The organism is Cyclobacterium plantarum (assembly GCF_011290685.1).
In the GTDB taxonomy this organism is placed as follows: domain Bacteria; phylum Bacteroidota; class Bacteroidia; order Cytophagales; family Cyclobacteriaceae; genus Cyclobacterium; species Cyclobacterium plantarum.
On the sequence record NZ_JAANYN010000001.1, the window covers coordinates 158,899 to 177,250 of the forward strand.

The window sequence follows — 18,352 nt, forward strand, 5'->3', positions numbered from 1 at the left end:
AGATATTTAAGGTTAAAATAAACACCTAAATTAGCTAATATTTCTACCTTTGCGGTTCGATTCAGGATAATTTGGTTCGGCCAAAAATAATCATATTTTATCTTTATATGAAAATCAACCTCGCTTCTTCGGAAAAATTTAAAAACAGGCACATTGCTCCTTCGGATAACGATATTAAATCCATGTTAGAAACCATAGGTGTTTCTTCATTGGATTCTTTAATCGACGAAAGCATCCCTCAGAGCATACGCCTGAAAAAACCACTTCAACTGCCAAAAGCCCTTTCAGAAACGGCTTTCCTTAAGAAATTTAAAAAAACAGCAGGAAAAAACACCCTATACAAATCGTATATCGGACTGGGCTACTATGACACCCTTGTCCCTGGTGTGATTCAGCGCAATATCCTGGAAAACCCCGGTTGGTACACCGCCTACACCCCTTATCAGGCTGAAATAGCCCAGGGCAGGCTGGAGGCCCTGATCAATTTTCAAACCATGGTCAGCGAACTGACGGGTATGGAGCTGGCCAATGCCTCCCTGCTGGATGAAGGCACCGCTGCAGGTGAAGCCATGACCATGTTGCATGCGAGCAAGCCAAGGTCAAAAAAGGAGGCCAATCGTTTTTTTGTGGATGAGAAAGTTTTTGGCCAAACCCGGGAAATCCTTAAGACCCGGGCCATTCCCGTGGGCATAGAACTCGTTTTTGGTTCTCTGAAGGACCTGGATCTGACGGATCCGGAACTCTTTGGCCTGCTCCTGCAATATCCCAATGCAGATGGGGAAGTCATTGATTACAGCAAACTGGTAGAAGCCGCCAATGAAAACAGTATTTTTACCGCTTTCAGCACCGACCTGTTGAGTCTGACTTTGCTGAAGCCTCCGGGAGAGATGGGCGCTGATGTGGTGATCGGCAGTAGTCAGCGTTTTGGCGTTCCTATGGGTTTTGGTGGTCCTCATGCAGCTTTCTTCGCTACAAAGGAATCATTCAAAAGGCAAATCCCTGGCAGGATTATCGGCGTTTCTGTAGACAAATCGGGCAAAAATGCCTACCGCATGGCCCTGCAGACCCGCGAACAACATATCAAAAGAGAAAAGGCCACTTCCAATATTTGCACCGCTCAGGTACTTTTGGCCGTGATGGCCGGCATGTATGCCGTTTACCATGGCCCGAAAGGACTTAAAGCCATTGCCTCCCGCACCCATGGTCTGGCTGTCATGACCGCAGACTGGTTGTCCCGGCTGGGTTACGAACAGGTTAACGAAACCTTCTTCGACACCATCCGCATCAAGGTAGATGAGGTGCAAAAGGAAAAAATACGGGCATTTGCCTTGTCAAAAAAGTTAAATTTCCGGTATGAAAAAGACTACATTCTCCTCAGCTTTGATCAGGTAAAAAACAGGGCTGACGTAGTGGAGATCTATGAGGTTTTTGCCAAATCCACCAATCGCCTTCAGGTAGAAATTCCTGATGTACCTGATCAGATAGATGCCATCATCCCTGAGACCCTGCAACGTGCTTCTTCCTTTTTACAGCATGAGGTGTTTCAGCGGTATCATTCGGAACACGAAATGTTGCGTTACCTCAAAAGGTTGGAAAACAAAGACCTTTCCCTGGTGCATTCCATGATTTCCCTGGGTTCTTGTACCATGAAACTCAATGCAACCGCAGAAATGATCCCTGTTACCTGGCCGGAAATCGGTCAGTTGCACCCCTTTGTGCCTCAGGACCAGGCGGCTGGATACTATGAGATGTTTCAGGAATTGAGAAACTGGCTCAGTGAAATCACTGGTTTTGCGGATACCTCCCTGCAGCCCAATTCCGGAGCGCAAGGAGAGTATGCGGGCCTGATGGTAATCCGGGCCTACCACCAAAGCCGGGGAGAGGATTTCAGAAATATTGTATTGATTCCTTCCTCTGCTCATGGCACAAATCCGGCTTCTGCAGTGATGGCTGGCATGAAGGTAGTCATCATCCCCTGTGATGATAAAGGCAACATAGATGTGCTGGCATTCAAAGCCAAAGCTGCCGAATACAAAGAGCAGCTTGCTGCATTGATGGTAACGTATCCATCCACACACGGGGTTTTTGAAGAATCCATCCAGGAAATATGTGGTATTGTTCACGAATACGGTGGTCAGGTTTACATGGACGGGGCCAATATGAACGCACAAGTTGGATTGACCAGTCCTGGTATGATCGGAGCCGATGTGTGTCACCTGAATCTGCACAAAACCTTCTGCATACCCCACGGAGGTGGAGGACCGGGAATGGGCCCCATCTGCGTGGCCAAACACCTGACTTCATTCCTGCCTGGCAATCCCTATATCCGCACAGGTGGCACGGAGGCCATCAGTCCGATTTCGGCAGCTCCATTTGGAAGTGCCAGTATACTGCCCATTTCGTATGCCTATATTGCCATGATGGGAGAGGAGGGACTTTCCAAGGCTACCAAGGTGGCCATTTTGAATACCAATTACATCAAAAAGCGACTGGAAGCGGATTACCCCATTCTGTATACAGGAAGCAAGGGCCGGGCAGCCCATGAGATGATCCTGGATTGCAGGGGCTTTAAAGAATGTGGAGTGGAGGTAGAAGACATTGCCAAAAGGCTGATGGACTATGGCTTCCATGCTCCGACGGTATCCTTTCCGGTCGCAGGAACCCTGATGGTAGAGCCCACCGAGTCCGAATCGAAAGATGAGTTGGACCGCTTCTGTGAGGCCATGATTTCCATCCGTCAGGAAATCAGGGAAATAGAAGCAGGGACGGCAGATAAATCGTCCAATTTGCTTAAAAACGCACCTCATACCGCCGGAACCATCATTTCTGATGACTGGAACTATCCCTATTCCAGAGAAAGGGCAGCCTATCCGCTTCCCTTTGTGAAGGAAAATAAATTCTGGCCTTCAGTAGGAAGAATAGATGCTGCCTACGGAGACCGAAACCTGATGTGTAGCTGTATTCCTACGGAGGTTTACGAGGAAGAGAAAGAAACAGTTGAATAGTAGGATAAAAGCCCCTTCGCAGGATTTGCTGAAGGGGCTTTTTGGTTATATAACCGAAAGTTATTTCAGGCTCCCGATCATGTCTTCCGGTTTGACCCATTGGTCAAATTGCTCACTGGTCAGGAGGTCCAGGGCAATGGCCGCCTCCCGAAGACTTGTTCCCTCTTTATGGGCTTTTTTAGCTATTTTTGCCGCATTTTCATAGCCGATATGGGTATTTAAGGCCGTCACCAGCATGAGACTGTTTTCAAGGTGGCGCTGAATAAAAGGCTTATTCGGTTCTATCCCGATGGCACAATTGTCATTGAAAGACACACAGGCATCTCCCAGCAGGCGGGCAGAGTTAAGCAGGTTATTGACCATCATGGGCTTGAATACATTCAGCTCAAAATGACCGTTGGAGCCGCCAATGGATACCGCAGTGTCGTTTCCAATCACCTGGGCACATACCATGGTCATGGCTTCGGCCTGCGTGGGGTTGACTTTTCCTGGCATGATAGAAGAGCCCGGCTCATTCTCCGGAATCAATATTTCGCCTATGCCTGATCTGGGGCCAGAGGAAAGCATGCGGATATCATTGGCTATTTTCATCAGGCTGACTGCGAGTTGCTTCAATGCACCATGGGTTTCTACAATGGCATCGTGGGCTGCCAGGGATTCAAATTTATTGGGAGCAGTTACAAATGGATTGCCGGAAAAATGGGCGATTTTTTCTGCCACTTTTTCAGCATAACCGGCCGGCGTATTTAATCCGGTACCGACAGCCGTGCCACCCAAGGCCAGTTCTGAGAGGTGTTCCAGCGTATTCTTTATCGCCCTCATGGCATGGTCAAGCTGGGCTACATATCCGGAAAATTCCTGTCCAAGGGTTAGTGGGGTAGCGTCCATAAAATGGGTTCGGCCGATTTTGACCACCTCCATAAATGAATCGGATTTTGCCTTAAGGGTATTCCTGAGTTTTTGCACACCCGGAAGGGTAGTTCCCACCACCATTTTGTAGGCCGCAATGTGCATGGCGGTGGGGAAGGTATCGTTGGAGGACTGGGATTTATTTACATCGTCATTGGGGTGAATTTTCTTTTTTTCATCCTGAAGGCTACCCCCCAAAAGCACATGAGAGCGGTAGGCTACCACTTCGTTGACATTCATGTTGGACTGGGTCCCGGAACCGGTCTGCCAAACCACCAGCGGAAACTGGTCATCCAATTTGCCCGCTAGAATTTCATCACAAGCCCTGGCAATAATATCGGCCTTTTCCTGGTCCATTACTCCGAGATCCGCATTGGTCAGGGCAGCTGATTTTTTCAATATGGCAAAAGCATGCACTATTTCTATCGGCATCTGGTGTTTTACCCCTCCAATTTTAAAATTGTTGACAGATCGCTGGGTCTGGGCTCCCCAGTATTTGTCGGCGGGAACCTCTACGGGTCCCATGGTATCCTTTTCTATCCTGAAATCCATGTATGGTTGATTTGATTTTTAAAACGATTGAACTGCTAAAATACGACAGACAGGGCATAATCCATAAATCCTTCTGGAATACTTCCCATTAATCTGTCCGGGTTTTATCCTTGTTCAGGGAGCTCCTCTGCCTGCTTTCAGGTCCATCATGCTATGAAAAAGCAACTGACTTTCTTTGACCTTCCGCCGGAAATGCCAAAAGGCAAATCCATAATTTGCCATTCCAGCCATGGTACTTAATGCCGCCAGCTTCCAATCCTGAAATACTGCCAGAAACAAAACGGTAAGTACAAAGGTAATCACACCCCAAAAACTCAGGAAAAAAACCGTGGAGGGAAAAAACGAGTAATCGAGAGATATAAGGGACCCTTTTGCCAGAGGAGATACCTCTCCTTTGATCCTTGGAAGAAAGCTGTCGGCTTTATCAATTTTTTTTGAAATTGTGAATTGATGGGTTTTCAGTTCTCCATTAAAGAGGATGGATTCCTCTGGCTGATCTATAACAGCATCCAGGAAATTTACCTTTTTGGTAACCCTGTTCAATCGCTCCATCACCTGATGTTGATCCATCACGGACACGAATGTTTCGCTGTATGTAGGTGCCAATCTCACCATTTCAAAACAAAGGGGAAAGGAGAAAGTTCAAGCCACGGCAATGCAGGAAATTTCAACGTTCACATTTTTGGGAAGTCGGCTTACTTCCACCGTTTCCCGTGCGGGGGGAGCGGTCTTGAAATACCTGCCATAGGCTTCGTTAACCGTTCCAAAATCATCCATATTTTTTACGAAAATACTGCATTTGACCACATGGGCAAAAGTCAGGCCCGCAGCTCTCAATATGGCTTCCAGATTTTTCATTACCGCATGGGTTTCTTCGGTAATGTTTTCGTTGATCAAGTCTCCGGTAGCCGCATCCAATGCAATCTGTCCGGAAACATAGAGAACACCATTTATCTTTACCGCCTGGCTGTAAGGGCCAATAGGCTCAGGTGCTTCTGAAGACTGTATGATTTCTTTACCCATGGTATCTACACATTAGAATGAACCACAAAGTAAAACTTTATCTCCGGATTTATCAATTTACAGGAAAAAGTTCCTAATTGGCCACCAATTTGAACCCTTCTCCATGCAGGGTAATGATTTGCACCGTTTCATCTGATTTCAGCAATTTTCGTATTTTACTGAGGTACACATCCATGCTACGGGCATTGAAATAGCTGTCATCGCCCCAAATCTGTTTAAGGGCATAGGATCTGCTGACATTTTCATTCTGGGCCGCTGCCAACAGCCGTAAAAGTTCATTTTCCTTGGAGGTCAGTTTGTGCAAACCATCTGGCCCTTCCAGTTGCTGCTTGTCATAATGCAGGGTAAAATTGCCAAAAGAGTACGTTTTCAAGGCTACTTTTTCACCCTGGTGGTGGGTTCTCCTTAAAATGGCCCCAATTCTCATGAGCAATTCTTCCATGCTAAAGGGCTTGGTGATATAATCATCCGCACCAATTCTAAAACCCTGGATCACATCTTCCTTCAGGTTTTTGGCTGTCAGGTAAATGATGGGAATATTTTCCTCTACTTTCCTGATTTCCTTGCCCAAAGTAAAGCCATCCTTTTTGGGCATCATCACATCCAGTATACAAAGCTGGTAGTAATCCTTTTTGTATTTGTTCCAGCCCTGCTCTCCATCCCGGCACAAGGTGACATCAAATCCTTTTACACCGAGGTATTCCTGCAAAATATCACCCAGATTGGGATCGTCTTCTACCAGTAAAATTTTGGTCTTGCTCATTGTTTTGAAGGTAAGTTGATGGTAAAAATACTGCCTTGTCCCGGTTCACTTTCCACCATAATATTTCCGTGGTGAGCTTCCACCATGGTTTTTACATAGGATAGCCCAAGACCAAAGCCTTTGACGTCATGGATGTTTCCTGTTGGGACCCGGTAGAATTTATCAAATATCTTTTTCTGGACTTCCTTGTTCATTCCTATCCCTGCGTCCTGAATGGTCAATGTAAACTGCCCCCTGCTTTCCCGGATAGAAATAATGATTCTGGGTGCATCTTTGGAATATTTATTCGCATTATCCAGTAAGTTATTGATAATATTATTCAAGTGGAAAGGATCTGCGGCTATTTCTTCATTTTTCACCTGGTAATCGGTAGAGATAAGGCCTCCTCTTTTTTCGACCAACAACTCAAAGTGTCGTTTGGCTTCTTCCACCGCATCGATCAGATTGATGGTTTCTATTTCCAGTTTAAAGTCCTTTTTATCCAGGGTAGCGGCTTGCAGTACCTGCTCCACCTGTTTACCCAATCTGGAATTTTCATCTTTGATAATGCCAAGATACCTGTGCCGGATTGAGGTCTGATCAAAAAGGTCAGGGTCCTGTAGTGCCTCTATAGCCAGGCTTACGGTAGAAATGGGAGTTTTGAATTCATGGGTCATGTTATTGATAAAGTCATTTTTGACTTCAGAGATCTTCTTTTGCCTGATGATGACCCTGATGGCATAAATGAAGCAAATGATGATAATCGCCATAAATAACAAAGAACTGGACAAGGGTAAAAACACCTGCTGCATCAGGTAATTTTCCTTGTCCGGGAAGTGGATCACCAGAAAGTTTTCCAGGCCCAAAAGATCACTGGGAAAAAGCTCTGCCCTGATCCCTTTTGTTTTAAGAAAATCCAGGTCAGTCACTTCACCTATGCCAAAGATATTGTCCTGCCCATTGATGATACCCAGTTCAAAGGGCTGGTCGATATTTCTATTGACCAATTGATCCCTTACTTCCCTTCTCACACGGGCAGTGTCAATTCGATTCAAAATATTTTGATTCCCCTGAGAGAGCAATTGGTGAATCACCACTTCAACCAACTCAATTTTCATGTTGGCCTGTACAATGCTTTCTGCTACATTTCTGGAAACATTGAATTCCTCAATGATATAATTCTGTCGGTTATGGGCATATTGACGCTTGCTGATATAATTGTCTTGTTTGCTGAGAAATTCCAGATAACGCTCTTTTTCCTGGAGTAAAATGGCCAATTCATCAGGGGTAAAAAGGGTGGATGCCACGGAGGGAGACATGTAAAAATACTTTTCTATCTGGCTGAAACTTTTGGGCTCTCCCTCCTTGGAAGCAATCAGCTTTTTAAACGTGGACGAAATTTGTGGTATGTTTAGCTCAAATAATGAATCCACCATCGATGGCCGATTGATAGCCACCTGCCGGTGTCTTACCTGTACCTGAATGGGTTCTATGGGTTCAAGCAGTGCTTTTTGGAACAAGGTATCCCGGGCCAGGGAACTCAGCAGAATATCGCTGGTCTCACTTTTCTCCAATCGTTCTGAGGTGGAGGCAAGGGCCTGAAATACATTTTGTTCAAACCGTTCTTCGTTGATCTTTAGCACATTTCCCACCCAGTAAAACTGAAAGGCAATCAGTCCCAAGCTGGCCAAAGACATCAGGAAGACAATGATTTTAATGCTGGCTTTTGACATGGTACAAATCTAAATGATATCCTGCTCTAAATCATTTCCTTAACTTTTTTTAACACAATACAGCAGGAAAGAGCAAATTTTCTCCTTTTGGGTAATAACCCATTTTACCAGCCCAAAATTCCCCGCCCAAAGCTGCAGTCGAATTTGATTTTAAGTTTAACCTGCTTTATCTATATTTGCCTGCTAAATAAAATCCTATGGAAATCAAAAACCAGCAGTACAGCATTCAGGGGATTTCCCTCCTGGATCTGGCCCGTAAATACGATACACCTGTTTATATTTATGACGGGCAGAAAATCCTCCAGCAGGTAGCAGCACTAAAAAATGCATTTTCCACTGTGAATATGAAAATCAAATACGCTACCAAAGCTTTATCCAATATCAGTATTTTACAATTGATGCGAAAAGCTGGTACAGGGGTGGATGCTGTCTCCATTGAGGAGGTTAAAATTTGCCTGCATGCCGGCTTCCTTCCCAGCGATATCATGTTTACACCCAATTGTGTGGATTTTGAGGAAATCAAAGCGGCAGTAGATCTGGGCGTGATGGTAAACGTGGACAATATACCCATGCTGGAACATTTTGGAACGGAATACGGAAATAGCGTACCTATCTGTATTCGGCTCAACCCGCATATTCTGGCTGGAGGCAATTCTAAAATTTCGGTAGGACACATTGACAGTAAGTTTGGTATTTCAATTTTGCAACTAAAGCATGTACTTAAAATCGTACAGGCCTATGAGCTGAATGTAGTGGGTTTGCATGTACATACCGGTTCTGATATACTGGATGCAGAAGTCTTTTTAAAGGGCGCAGAAATCCTGTTTGATGCAGCAAGGGAATTTGCCCATCTGGAATTTTTAGATTTTGGTGGGGGATTTAAAGTTGGTTATAAGGAAGGTGATATCACCACAGACATAGCAGAGGTTGGCAAGAAGGTATCTCTGGCATTTAAAGAGTTTTGTAAGGAATACGGGAAGGAACTCGAAATCTGGTTTGAGCCTGGTAAATTCCTGGTCAGCGAGTGTGGTTACCTCCTGGTAAAGGCCAATGTGGTAAAGCCTACTCCGGCCACCACTTTCGTAGGCGTGGATTCGGGATTGAATCACCTGCTGCGTCCCATGATGTACGATGCTTATCATGGAGTGGTGAATATTTCCAAACTGGATGGCCCTGAGCGGGTGTATACCATCGTGGGCTATATTTGTGAAACAGACACCATTGCTGCGGACCGAAAACTCAAAGAGGTAAAAGAAGGTGATATTCTGGCCATCAAAAATGCCGGCGCTTATGGCTACAGCATGGCCTCCAACTACAATTCAAGATTCAGACCGGCTGAGGTGCTGCTGCTCGACGGCAAAGATCACCTGATACGGCGAAGGGAAAAGTTTGAAGACCTGCTCAGGAATCAGGAATCAATTAATCTGTAAAACAAAAAAGGGCGAAAATTTTTCGCCTTTTTTATGGGCTACTTTTTGGTATTTAGTTCAAAATTTAAGGGAGAAAGTTCATTTTTGCATCCACCAAATAAAGGATGGTTTTTTACTATTAAATCACAAGAAAATTATTTTTTTAAACAATTTGCAAATTCAAATTTTATTCTATTATTTATCAAAATAAAACATGTTTTAAGCATTTCATAAATATGTATTCTAATCGCATAAAATAATATTTCAAAAAGTCAATTGCAAAAAAAGTTTTATATAAAACAATAATTAGCGTTTAAAGTAAAAAAACCATCAATTTTTTGATTGGTAGATTTTGGTTTGGGTAGGCATTGCCCGAGAGGTGAGATAATAACAAATAATTTAACTTTCAACAAAGCGAAGAAATGATGGCGTCCAAAACAAAGGCAATCATGCAGATCCATCTTGACCAAAAAGATGTAAGTATTATTGGGGAAGACCTGCTGGAGTATGCTGAAACATTAAGTGATGCGTTGGGAATGGATACCTTAAGCATCCAGCAAGAAATGAGATCCGGTGATCTGAATCACCTGATCATCACTTTCAATCACTATTTCAGTGACTACATTGAGCTACTTGATTCTGATCACAGGATGAGCTCCTGATTTTTAGTAATTATCCAAATGCGCTAAAACCCAATTTTATGTAAACATTTGAGTAGAAACACTGCTTTATTGGTGAAACAATAAATGCAACTATGGGAAAAACCTTAAGACTCATTTTAGGTGATCAGCTCAACCAGCAACACTCCTGGTTTGGAAAGAAGGAGGGGTCGGTGGTTTACCTGATGATGGAAATAAGGCAGGAAACAGATTATGTACAACACCATATACAGAAAGTGTTGGCCTTTTTTCAATCCATGCGGATGTTTGCTCAATGGCTTGAAAAGGAGGGACATCAGGTGATTTACCTGAGCATAGATCACAAAGAAAACCGGCAGGAGCTGGGGGAAAATATCCGTTTTTTAATCAAAAAGTATAATTTCAAACATTTTAATTATATCCTCCCTGATGAATACAGGCTGGATACGCAACTCAGGAATATCTGTAAACAGCTGGAAATCGAAACCAAGAGTTACGATGCAGAACATTTTTTAAGCGACAGGCTAGCGGTAAAATCTTTCTTTTCGGGTAAAAAAACATTCCTGATGGAATCATTTTACCGGTCTATGCGTGAAAAATATAACATTTTGATGGATGGCAAAAGGCCGGCGGAGGGGAAATGGAATTTTGATCATGAAAACAGGAACAAATTCCGGGAAGAGACCAAAATCCCCCCGCCACCCGTTTTTAATAGGGACATTGGTCCTCTGTTAGAAACCATCAAAAAAGCAGGTATCAAAACCATTGGAGAGGTGGACCCTAAAAACTTTCAATGGCCCTGTAGCAGGGAAGAAGCCCTGGAATTGCTGGCGCATTTTTGCGATAAGGTATTGCCACATTTTGGCCGGTACCAGGATGCCATGCATTCCCAAAACCCATTCCTGTTCCACAGCAGGCTCAGTTTTGCTTTAAACAGCAAAATGCTGCATCCCCTGGAAGTGATCCAAAATGCTGCTGCCTGCCAAAAGCAGGCACCGGGAAAATATGGCATTGCCCAGGTCGAAGGCTTTATTCGTCAAATTCTGGGATGGAGGGAGTTTATGCGGGGAATCTATTGGGCAAAGATGCCGGATTATGCCCTCACGAATTTCTTTGGCCATAAGAGGGCCTTGCCCGCATTTTTCTGGGATGGAAATACCAAAATGAATTGCCTGCACCATGCCATCAAACAATCCCTGGATCATGCCTATGCCCACCACATTCAGCGCCTGATGGTGACCGGAAATTTTGCCTTGCTGGCTGGTGTGGATCCGGATGAGGTGGATCAGTGGTACCTGGGAATTTATATTGATGCCATCGAATGGGTTGAAATCACCAATACCCGTGGGATGAGCCAGTTTGCTGATGGAGGCATAGTGGGCACCAAGCCCTATGTATCTTCGGCCAACTATATCGACAAAATGAGTGACTATTGTGGTAGCTGCCATTATTCGAAAACCAAAAAGACCGGTGATAAGGCCTGTCCCTTCAACAGTTTGTATTGGGCCTTTTACGAGCGAAATCGGGAAAAACTGCAAAATAACCCCCGCATCGGATTCGTGTACAATACGCTATCGAAAATGAAGCAAAAGGACGAAATCCTGGAGCAGGCGGAAAGGTATCTGGAAAAGTTGGATGAGCTTTAAGGGTTTCTAAACTTATTTTTGGTTAAAAGTTTGAAACCATATAAGGAATATAAGAACATTTAAGGGGCCATTCTACCGCCATCATTCAGTTTACAAACACAGAGGACCTGTGGTGTACCTTTTTGACAGGTCCAAGTGGTATTTTGGCGGGTTTTACTTGTTTATGATTGAGATGAAGTGGCCCACTTCACTCGGTACTAAGCATTTCAAAAGGATGGGTGGCTTCATAAAAATTTCCGGACTGGGTGTAGGTGCATCTACATCCCAGTTATCCGATGAGTTACGTGAACGAGGCATTTGTAATGCCGGAAACCAAAAACCAGCCGTAAAATAAACGTTGTTTAAAACGTACACATTTAGCAATACAAGCGGCATTTTACAAGTTTTATCTCTTTATAACTCCGGAAATAACGAGGTGATTGGCATAGGCACCCGGTAGCATTTTATTTATCTGAGTTAATCCGTGTAATCTGTTCTGTAATTTTTTTTCGGTTTTTTAAACAAATAAATCTAAAAATAGTTTATATTAGGTGTTAATTAAACATTTAAAAAGATGTATTGGAGTCTAGATACGTTTTTTCAGCAGAATCTAAGGCTGAATGAAAACGAAAAATTAAAATTGATAAAAACATATATCAAAAATTTAAAAAGTGAGAAACAAAAGAGGGGCTAAATGCCCCTTTTTTGTTTCTTTTTTTATTTAATCTTTTTTGATCAATCCTTCTGTCAACTTATTCAGCGCCTCCACCTTGTATTCAAAGTCTCCTTTCAGGGTATCCCTGTACCTGTTGATGTTCTCCACCATTTCGTTGATGTCCTCCGGAATGGTTTCTTCCAGCAATTGCCTTAAACGTTTGGCAGTAGTTGGGCTTTTGCCATTGGTACTGATGGCAATTTTCACATTTCCCTTAGTCACGATGCCTCCCAAATAGAAGTCGCAATATTCAGGCGTATCTGCCACATTGACCAGCAAATACCTGCTCTTGGCATCCTGGTATATGGTCTTGTTGACCGCTTTGTCATCGGTAGCAGCAATCACCATGTGCTTGCGCTCCAGGTAGTCGGGGTGGTATGCTGCCTGAACCAGCTGAATATTGGGGTTTTTCTCAGCTATATCCCTGATTTCATCGGATATTTCTATGGAAACGACGGTCACTTTGGCCTGAGGGCTTGACTTGAGCAGAAAGGTTAATTTTTCCAGGCCCACAAAACCTGCACCTACAAGTAAGGTTTCCAGCTGATGTACTTTCAGAAAGATCGGATACAATTCATTCATACGTTCAGGAAATCATTTTGTGGTCGCACACCAGCTCTTCAAATATCGCTTTTAATTGGGGACTTTCCTTTACTACTTCACCAATAATAATTATGGCCGGAGCACCTATTTTGCTTTCTCTTGCTTTCTTTTGAATATTCGTGATGGTACCGGCTACCACCCTTTCCTCACGGGTAGTGCCCCTTTCTATGATGGCAATGGCTTTGTCGGACAGGCCCTCATCCTCATAAACACCTACAATTTCATCCAGCTTTCTGGTGCCCATCAATAATACCACCGTGGCTTTGGACCTGCTGGCCAATTTCAAATCATCCGATAAGGCTCCACTTGAAGTAGTACCGGTAATCACCCAGTAACTTTCCGAAACTCCTCTTTTGGTCACGGGAATTCCTGCAGATGCAGGCACCGCAACCGTAGATGATATGCCCGGCACTACATCCGTAGCAATTCCAAACTGCTGGATATAATCCAACTCCTCTGCCCCTCTTCCGAAAACAAAAGGGTCTCCTCCTTTCAGCCGCACCACATGACCATATTTTTGGGCATAATACACGCATTGCTTATTGGTATCCTCCTGGGGATGTTGCCGGCTGCCATGCCTTTTTCCTACAAAAACCTTGATGGCTTTATCCGGAGCATGGTTGAGCAGTGCCCTGTCAATCAGCGCATCATACAGTACCACATCGGCCTTGTTCAATGCGAGGACTCCCTTCAATGTTATTAATTCCGGGTCTCCCGGACCCGCACCTACCAATGTCACCCTTGGTCTGATCTCATTCATCATGCATGTACTTCTTTTGACCTGAATTCGCTGATCGCTTCAAATACCTTTTCTGCGGTTTTATAATATTCACCTGCAAATGATGCGGTAGGTGGATTTTGTTTGATTTGATATACCAGCTCTGAAAAGGTAGCACCCAGGTTGATTTTACCGCTCTCGATAAAATGGTTTTCGAATTCAGTGACGATATTGGCGTAGCTGTTGGTATTTACTCCCTCAGCCGTTAAGATGGCTTTGGCGGCATTCACCATCCCTGTGTAGGACTGGTAGATTCCGTCCGCCCATTTCTCTGCTTTCAGGCTATCTTCCGCATCAGCCAGCTTTTCCCGGGCTTCCAGTAGCAAGGTGGACACCAAATCGATCACTACACCGGCACATTCTCCTACGCCGATGGCTTTCACATAAGGTTCATCATTGCCCCAATCTATGAAATCCGAATCCGTAATGTTATCGGTTCCGGCCAGTGGCTTGAGCATTTCGTAAAAATACATCTGCCCTTTCCTTTCGTAATAGAAGGCATAATTCTCCCCTTTTTCTGCCTGGGATTTATAATCATCCAATAACAACCTCAGGGCCTGAGGTCCTCTTTTGCTTGGGACTTTGATGACTTTATCGGCAAACCTGCCCTGCCCATCACCCATAGTAGCTCCGCCGAGCAGTACCTGTAGTGCTGGCAATACTGCCTTGCCCACCTTCATGGACATGCCCTGAAATCCTATAGAGGCCATGTTGTGCTGCCCGCAGGCATTCATACATCCCGAGATCTTAATGGTAAGGTCCTTATCCAGTAAAAATTCCGGGTACTCATCGATGATAAGCTTGCCCATCACGTCTGCTGCTCCGGTACTGCTGGCAATACCCAGGTTACAGGTATCAGTTCCAGGGCAAGCTGTGATATCCCCTATGGAATTGTATCCGTAATCGGCCAGGCCGAGTTTTTTAAGTTCCTGATAGAAGTAGGGGATCAATTCTTCTTTTACGTCGCGAATCAAAAAGTTTTGCCTGAGCGTAAACCGCAATTCATCATTCGCAAAATCTTTGATCAATTTTGCCAGTTGCCGTGCTTCTTTGGTATAGAAATCACCCAGATGAATTTTTACCCCTACAGCAAAATAACCAGGCTGCTTTTGGGGCAACACATTAGTCAGTTTCCATCGCCTGTAATTTTCATCCGTGGGAACAGAGAAATCAGGCAGCGCCGGATCAGGCAATGATTTTGATGCTTCAAAATCCGTTACATCTATCGGGTAGGATTGGTGCTGCAGGGCAGCTTGTTCTTCTTTAACCAATTGCAAGAATTCTTCCACTCCCAATTTGGTGATAAGAAACTTCATCCGGGCTTTCATTCGCTTGGCCCTTTCACCATGGCGGTCAAATACACGAACTACCCCTTCAATAAAAGGAATCAACTGATCGGTGGGTAGAAATTCATGCACCACATCTCCATGTCGGGGTTGAGAACCCAGGCCACCACCCAAAAGTACTTTAAAGCCCCTTTCTGCTGCAGCTCCTTCTCCTTTTACCTTGGCAATAAAACCCAGGTCATGCAGGTAGGAAAGTGCTGTATCTTCCTCACTGGAAGAAAAGCTGATCTTAAACTTTCTACCCATTTCCTGGGAAATGGGATTTCTGAGCATGTATCGGAAAGTAGCATCTGCATAAGGTGTAACGTCAAATGGCTCATGGGGATCAATTCCCGCAGTCTCTGAGGCGGTTACATTCCTTACGGTGTTCCCGCAAGCCTCGCGGATGGTGACCTCATCTTTTTCCAGTTCGGACCAAAGTTCGGGCGTCCTGTCCAGACTTACATAGTGGATCTGAATGTCCTGTCTGGTCGTAATGTGTAACCTTCCGGTAGAATACTTTTCAGAAACATCACAAATCCGACTTAACTGGGAGGATGTCACCCGGCCAAAAGGTAGTTTGATCCGGATCATCTGAACGCCTTCCTGCCGCTGTCCGTAGACCCCTCTGGCCAGACGCAGGCTCCTGAATTTTTCTTCATCTATTTTACCGTTTCGAAAAAGGTCAATTTTGTTCGCCAATTCGACGATATCTTTTTCTACAACCGGGTTTTCTATCTCTGATCTGAAACTTTGCATGGTACTGATTTTTCGGTTTTTTTAACCTGTTTTCTGTTGATTAGGATTTGTTGGCTACCTGTGGTTCTTGTTCATGAAGGCCACATTCTTTCTGGGAAGTTTCCCACCACCATCTTCCGGCCCGGGGATCTTCACCGGGTTCAATCGCCCGGGTACAGGGAGCACAACCAATGCTGACGAATCCCTTGTCGTGCAGCGGATTATAGGGGATTTTATTATTATTTATATAGGAGCGCATTTCATCCATGGTCCAGTGCAGCAAGGGATTGTATTTCAGGATTTGGTTACCTTCATCCCATTCAAGCAGCTGCATGTTTTCCCGGTTTGGGCTTTGTTCCGCCCGCAATCCGGTAATCCAGACACTATTCCCCTTCAAGGCACGCTTGAGTGGCTCCACTTTTCTTACGTAGCAGCATGACTTCCTGTTTTCTATGGAATGGTAAAACCCATTGATGCCATTTTTTGTGACCAGGTCCTGAACAGCCTGTGTCTCCGGATAATAAGGTTTGATGTCCACGCCATATTTGACAATGGTCCTGGCCAGCAGATCATAGGTCTCGTAGAATAAACGACCGGTATCCAAGGTGAAGATTTCAACTGGCAGGTTATTTCTGGCAATGATTTCCGTGATTACCTGATCCTCCTGTCCCAGTGAAGTGGAGAAACCCACCTTTCCGGGAAAAAGATCAGTCAGCAAACCCATGCCCTCCTTTATGGACAGGCTTTCCATTTTATGGGTCAACTCCTTAATTTTATTTGCTTCCATCAAATTTTTCGGTTTTTTGATTTACAGAGGACCGTATCCCCTAAGCTATGACCAACCCTTTAATAAGTATACAGGGCTGCAAATACAAAAGTACATAAAACCTACAAATTATATAGAGTAAATGGAAAAAAATTTATTCGTTGGACAAAATATCCTGCAGGGTCTTCATTTCCAGTATTTTGAGTGTTTCATCCCGCACTTCTATCATCACCTTGTTCAAGCCACATTGCGCCTGATTTTCGCATTCTTCACAAGGCTCGTAATAATTGAGACTCACGCAGGGAAGCAGGGCTATCGGGCCGTCCAGCAACCGGATAATGCGGGAAAGGGGGATTTCTTTGGGCTCCTTGATGAGGTAATAGCCACCTCCTTTGCCTTTTTTACTCCCTAAAAAACCAGCTTTCTTCAATTCCAGAAGGATATTTTCTAAAAATTTATGGGAAATATTGTGTTTTTCAGAAATTTCGGAAATCAATATGGCTCCTTTATCTTTGTTTTTTCCCAGATAAGTAAGGGCATGAAAAGCATATTTGGTTTTTTTTGAAAGCATGCGTCGTGCAAAAATGGTTGTATTGATTAAAGATAATCACTTTCATTAAAAATGAGCAGTGAATTGGCCGATTTATGAAAAAAGAGGAGATCTTATAAATTCAAATTTTTCAGGTATGGGATAAAACCGGATGATTGGTAAATTCCAATGCAGGTAAACCAGTTAGTTTTCTTTACACAGGATCAGGTAGTTACGGTTTGGTTTTCGGGTTTTAAAAAAGAGCTATTCCAGCGCAAATGTGGTTACGACAAACCCATGGTCCGAAGGGTAGGGTATGTCCTTGCCGTTGATACGTAGGTTTTCGCCAAAATAGGCCATATAAGAAGTGGATTCCAACGGATTTAACCGCCCTTGGTAAAAAATATAATCAATGCGGTGGGAATCCTCCTTTCCCTTTACATCCCAGGTAATGCCCGGATGCCAGTTTGGGTTTGGATGTACTTCCCGAAACGAATCCTTTAATCCCAAGTCGGCCAACACTTTGGTAGCATACCAGGGCACGATCAGTCCGTTGTGGCGAGCCTGACTTTCTTCGTTCCAGTCCAGGTGGGAAGGGGAATTCATGTCACCGCCTAAAATCATGGGAATGGAATCTGTGGCAGCAGCATATTTTTTAAGGTAGGGCAGCACGTTTTGAATCATTTCGGTTCGCTTGCCGGCGGCTTCCCAAACCAGTAGTTCATCGACTGATTTCCCCATCTGCTCCGGTGCATCATCCCAGGGTAAATAGTAAAACCAGTTGGAAAAAACGTTTATTTTCTGCTCATCGATCAGCACTTCCCGTCCACCCAGGTAAAACGGATACCCGGTATCGATTCGCTCACCAAAGGGGTATTTGGAATAAATGGAAAGGTTGATGCTTTCGTCATCTGGATCGGTACCTTCAGGTGCTATCAGGTGAAAATGATAGCCTAAGGTCTCCGCTATACGGGGTCCGGAGCCGTAGGTTTCCACCATGAGCACCACATCTGGGTCAATTTCCCGGATGATGTCTATTACCCGATCAGGTCCATCGGGAAGGTCATTTCCTCCATGCAAAATGTTCCAGGCCATGACCTTCAGCGCCTTTGTATCGGATTGTGCCCAGGAATCGGTTTTCAGGAGAAAAAAGATAACAAGGCAGGTGAATAGTATTATTCGTTTCACTGTGTGGAGTCGTTTGGAAATAGGGGGTGCATTGGGCCGCTTATTTTCATAAAAAGAGACCGCTGGTAAATATA

At 44.3% G+C, this 18,352-nt stretch carries 15 protein-coding genes; 4 read left to right on the forward strand and 11 right to left on the reverse strand.

The genetic code is table 11. From position 1 onward, the window contains the following. Positions 1–107: 107 nt before the first annotated feature. A complete protein-coding gene (gene gcvP, locus G9Q97_RS00695) occupies positions 108–3,005 on the forward strand; it encodes an aminomethyl-transferring glycine dehydrogenase (RefSeq protein ID WP_166142146.1) in 2,898 nt (965 codons plus the stop codon). Positions 3,006–3,065: 60 nt separating this feature from the next. On the opposite strand, the gene fumC is transcribed toward gcvP, so the two are convergent. The 5 genes from fumC to G9Q97_RS00720 form a co-directional block, all read right to left on the reverse strand. After that, positions 3,066–4,466, reverse strand: a complete 1,401-nt coding sequence (gene fumC, locus G9Q97_RS00700; RefSeq protein ID WP_166142147.1) for a class II fumarate hydratase — start codon at positions 4,464–4,466, stop codon at positions 3,066–3,068. Positions 4,467–4,580: 114 nt separating this feature from the next. After that, complete coding sequence (locus G9Q97_RS00705) at positions 4,581–5,072, reverse strand: hypothetical protein (RefSeq protein ID WP_222851886.1); 492 nt, start codon at positions 5,070–5,072, stop codon at positions 4,581–4,583. A gap of 36 nt (positions 5,073–5,108) precedes the next feature. Beyond that, positions 5,109–5,489, reverse strand: a complete 381-nt coding sequence (locus tag G9Q97_RS00710) for a RidA family protein (RefSeq protein WP_166142151.1) — start codon at positions 5,487–5,489, stop codon at positions 5,109–5,111. Positions 5,490–5,562: 73 nt separating this feature from the next. Next, the gene (locus G9Q97_RS00715; RefSeq protein ID WP_166142152.1) at positions 5,563–6,252 is read right to left on the reverse strand and encodes a response regulator transcription factor; all 690 of its coding nucleotides are present in this window, start codon (positions 6,250–6,252) and stop codon (positions 5,563–5,565) included. Further along, positions 6,249–7,964 carry a sensor histidine kinase gene (locus G9Q97_RS00720; protein ID WP_166142154.1) on the reverse strand — a complete coding sequence of 572 codons (1,716 nt, stop codon included), beginning with the start codon at positions 7,962–7,964 and terminating at the stop codon, positions 6,249–6,251. Before G9Q97_RS00720 ends, G9Q97_RS00715 begins: the two co-directional genes overlap by 4 nt. Before the next feature lie 197 nt (positions 7,965–8,161). Here G9Q97_RS00720 and lysA point away from each other — a divergent pair, with 197 nt between their 5' ends. The 3 genes from lysA (at position 8,162) to G9Q97_RS00735 (ending at position 11,657) form a co-directional block, all read left to right on the forward strand. Then, complete coding sequence (lysA, locus tag G9Q97_RS00725; protein ID WP_166142156.1) at positions 8,162–9,394, forward strand: diaminopimelate decarboxylase; 1,233 nt, start codon at positions 8,162–8,164, stop codon at positions 9,392–9,394. A gap of 428 nt (positions 9,395–9,822) precedes the next feature. After that, positions 9,823–10,035, forward strand: coding sequence for a hypothetical protein (locus tag G9Q97_RS00730; RefSeq protein WP_246255306.1), 213 nt, complete (start codon positions 9,823–9,825; stop codon positions 10,033–10,035). A 92-nt stretch (positions 10,036–10,127) separates the two neighbouring features. After that, entirely contained in the window at positions 10,128–11,657 is a 1,530-nt protein-coding gene (locus tag G9Q97_RS00735; RefSeq protein WP_166142160.1) for a cryptochrome/photolyase family protein, read from the forward strand. A gap of 700 nt (positions 11,658–12,357) precedes the next feature. Here the strand turns inward: G9Q97_RS00735 and G9Q97_RS00740 are convergent. The 6 genes from G9Q97_RS00740 to G9Q97_RS00765 all read right to left on the reverse strand — a co-directional run bounded on the left by G9Q97_RS00740 (position 12,358) and on the right by G9Q97_RS00765 (position 18,278). Then, entirely contained in the window at positions 12,358–12,933 is a 576-nt protein-coding gene (locus G9Q97_RS00740) for a precorrin-2 dehydrogenase/sirohydrochlorin ferrochelatase family protein (RefSeq protein WP_166142162.1), read from the reverse strand. Positions 12,934–12,937: 4 nt separating this feature from the next. Beyond that, complete coding sequence (gene cobA, locus G9Q97_RS00745) at positions 12,938–13,717, reverse strand: uroporphyrinogen-III C-methyltransferase (protein ID WP_166142164.1); 780 nt, start codon at positions 13,715–13,717, stop codon at positions 12,938–12,940. Next, complete coding sequence (locus G9Q97_RS00750) at positions 13,714–15,816, reverse strand: HEPN domain-containing protein (protein ID WP_166142166.1); 2,103 nt, start codon at positions 15,814–15,816, stop codon at positions 13,714–13,716. Before G9Q97_RS00750 ends, cobA begins: the two co-directional genes overlap by 4 nt. 40 nt (positions 15,817–15,856) lie before the next feature. Beyond that, positions 15,857–16,582 (reverse strand): phosphoadenylyl-sulfate reductase, encoded by a 726-nt coding sequence (locus tag G9Q97_RS00755; protein WP_166142168.1) that lies wholly within the window; start codon positions 16,580–16,582, stop codon positions 15,857–15,859. A 133-nt stretch (positions 16,583–16,715) separates the two neighbouring features. Continuing rightward, complete coding sequence (locus G9Q97_RS00760) at positions 16,716–17,132, reverse strand: RrF2 family transcriptional regulator (protein ID WP_166142170.1); 417 nt, start codon at positions 17,130–17,132, stop codon at positions 16,716–16,718. A gap of 222 nt (positions 17,133–17,354) precedes the next feature. Continuing rightward, entirely contained in the window at positions 17,355–18,278 is a 924-nt protein-coding gene (locus tag G9Q97_RS00765; protein ID WP_166142172.1) for an endonuclease/exonuclease/phosphatase family protein, read from the reverse strand. Positions 18,279–18,352 lie beyond the last annotated feature (74 nt).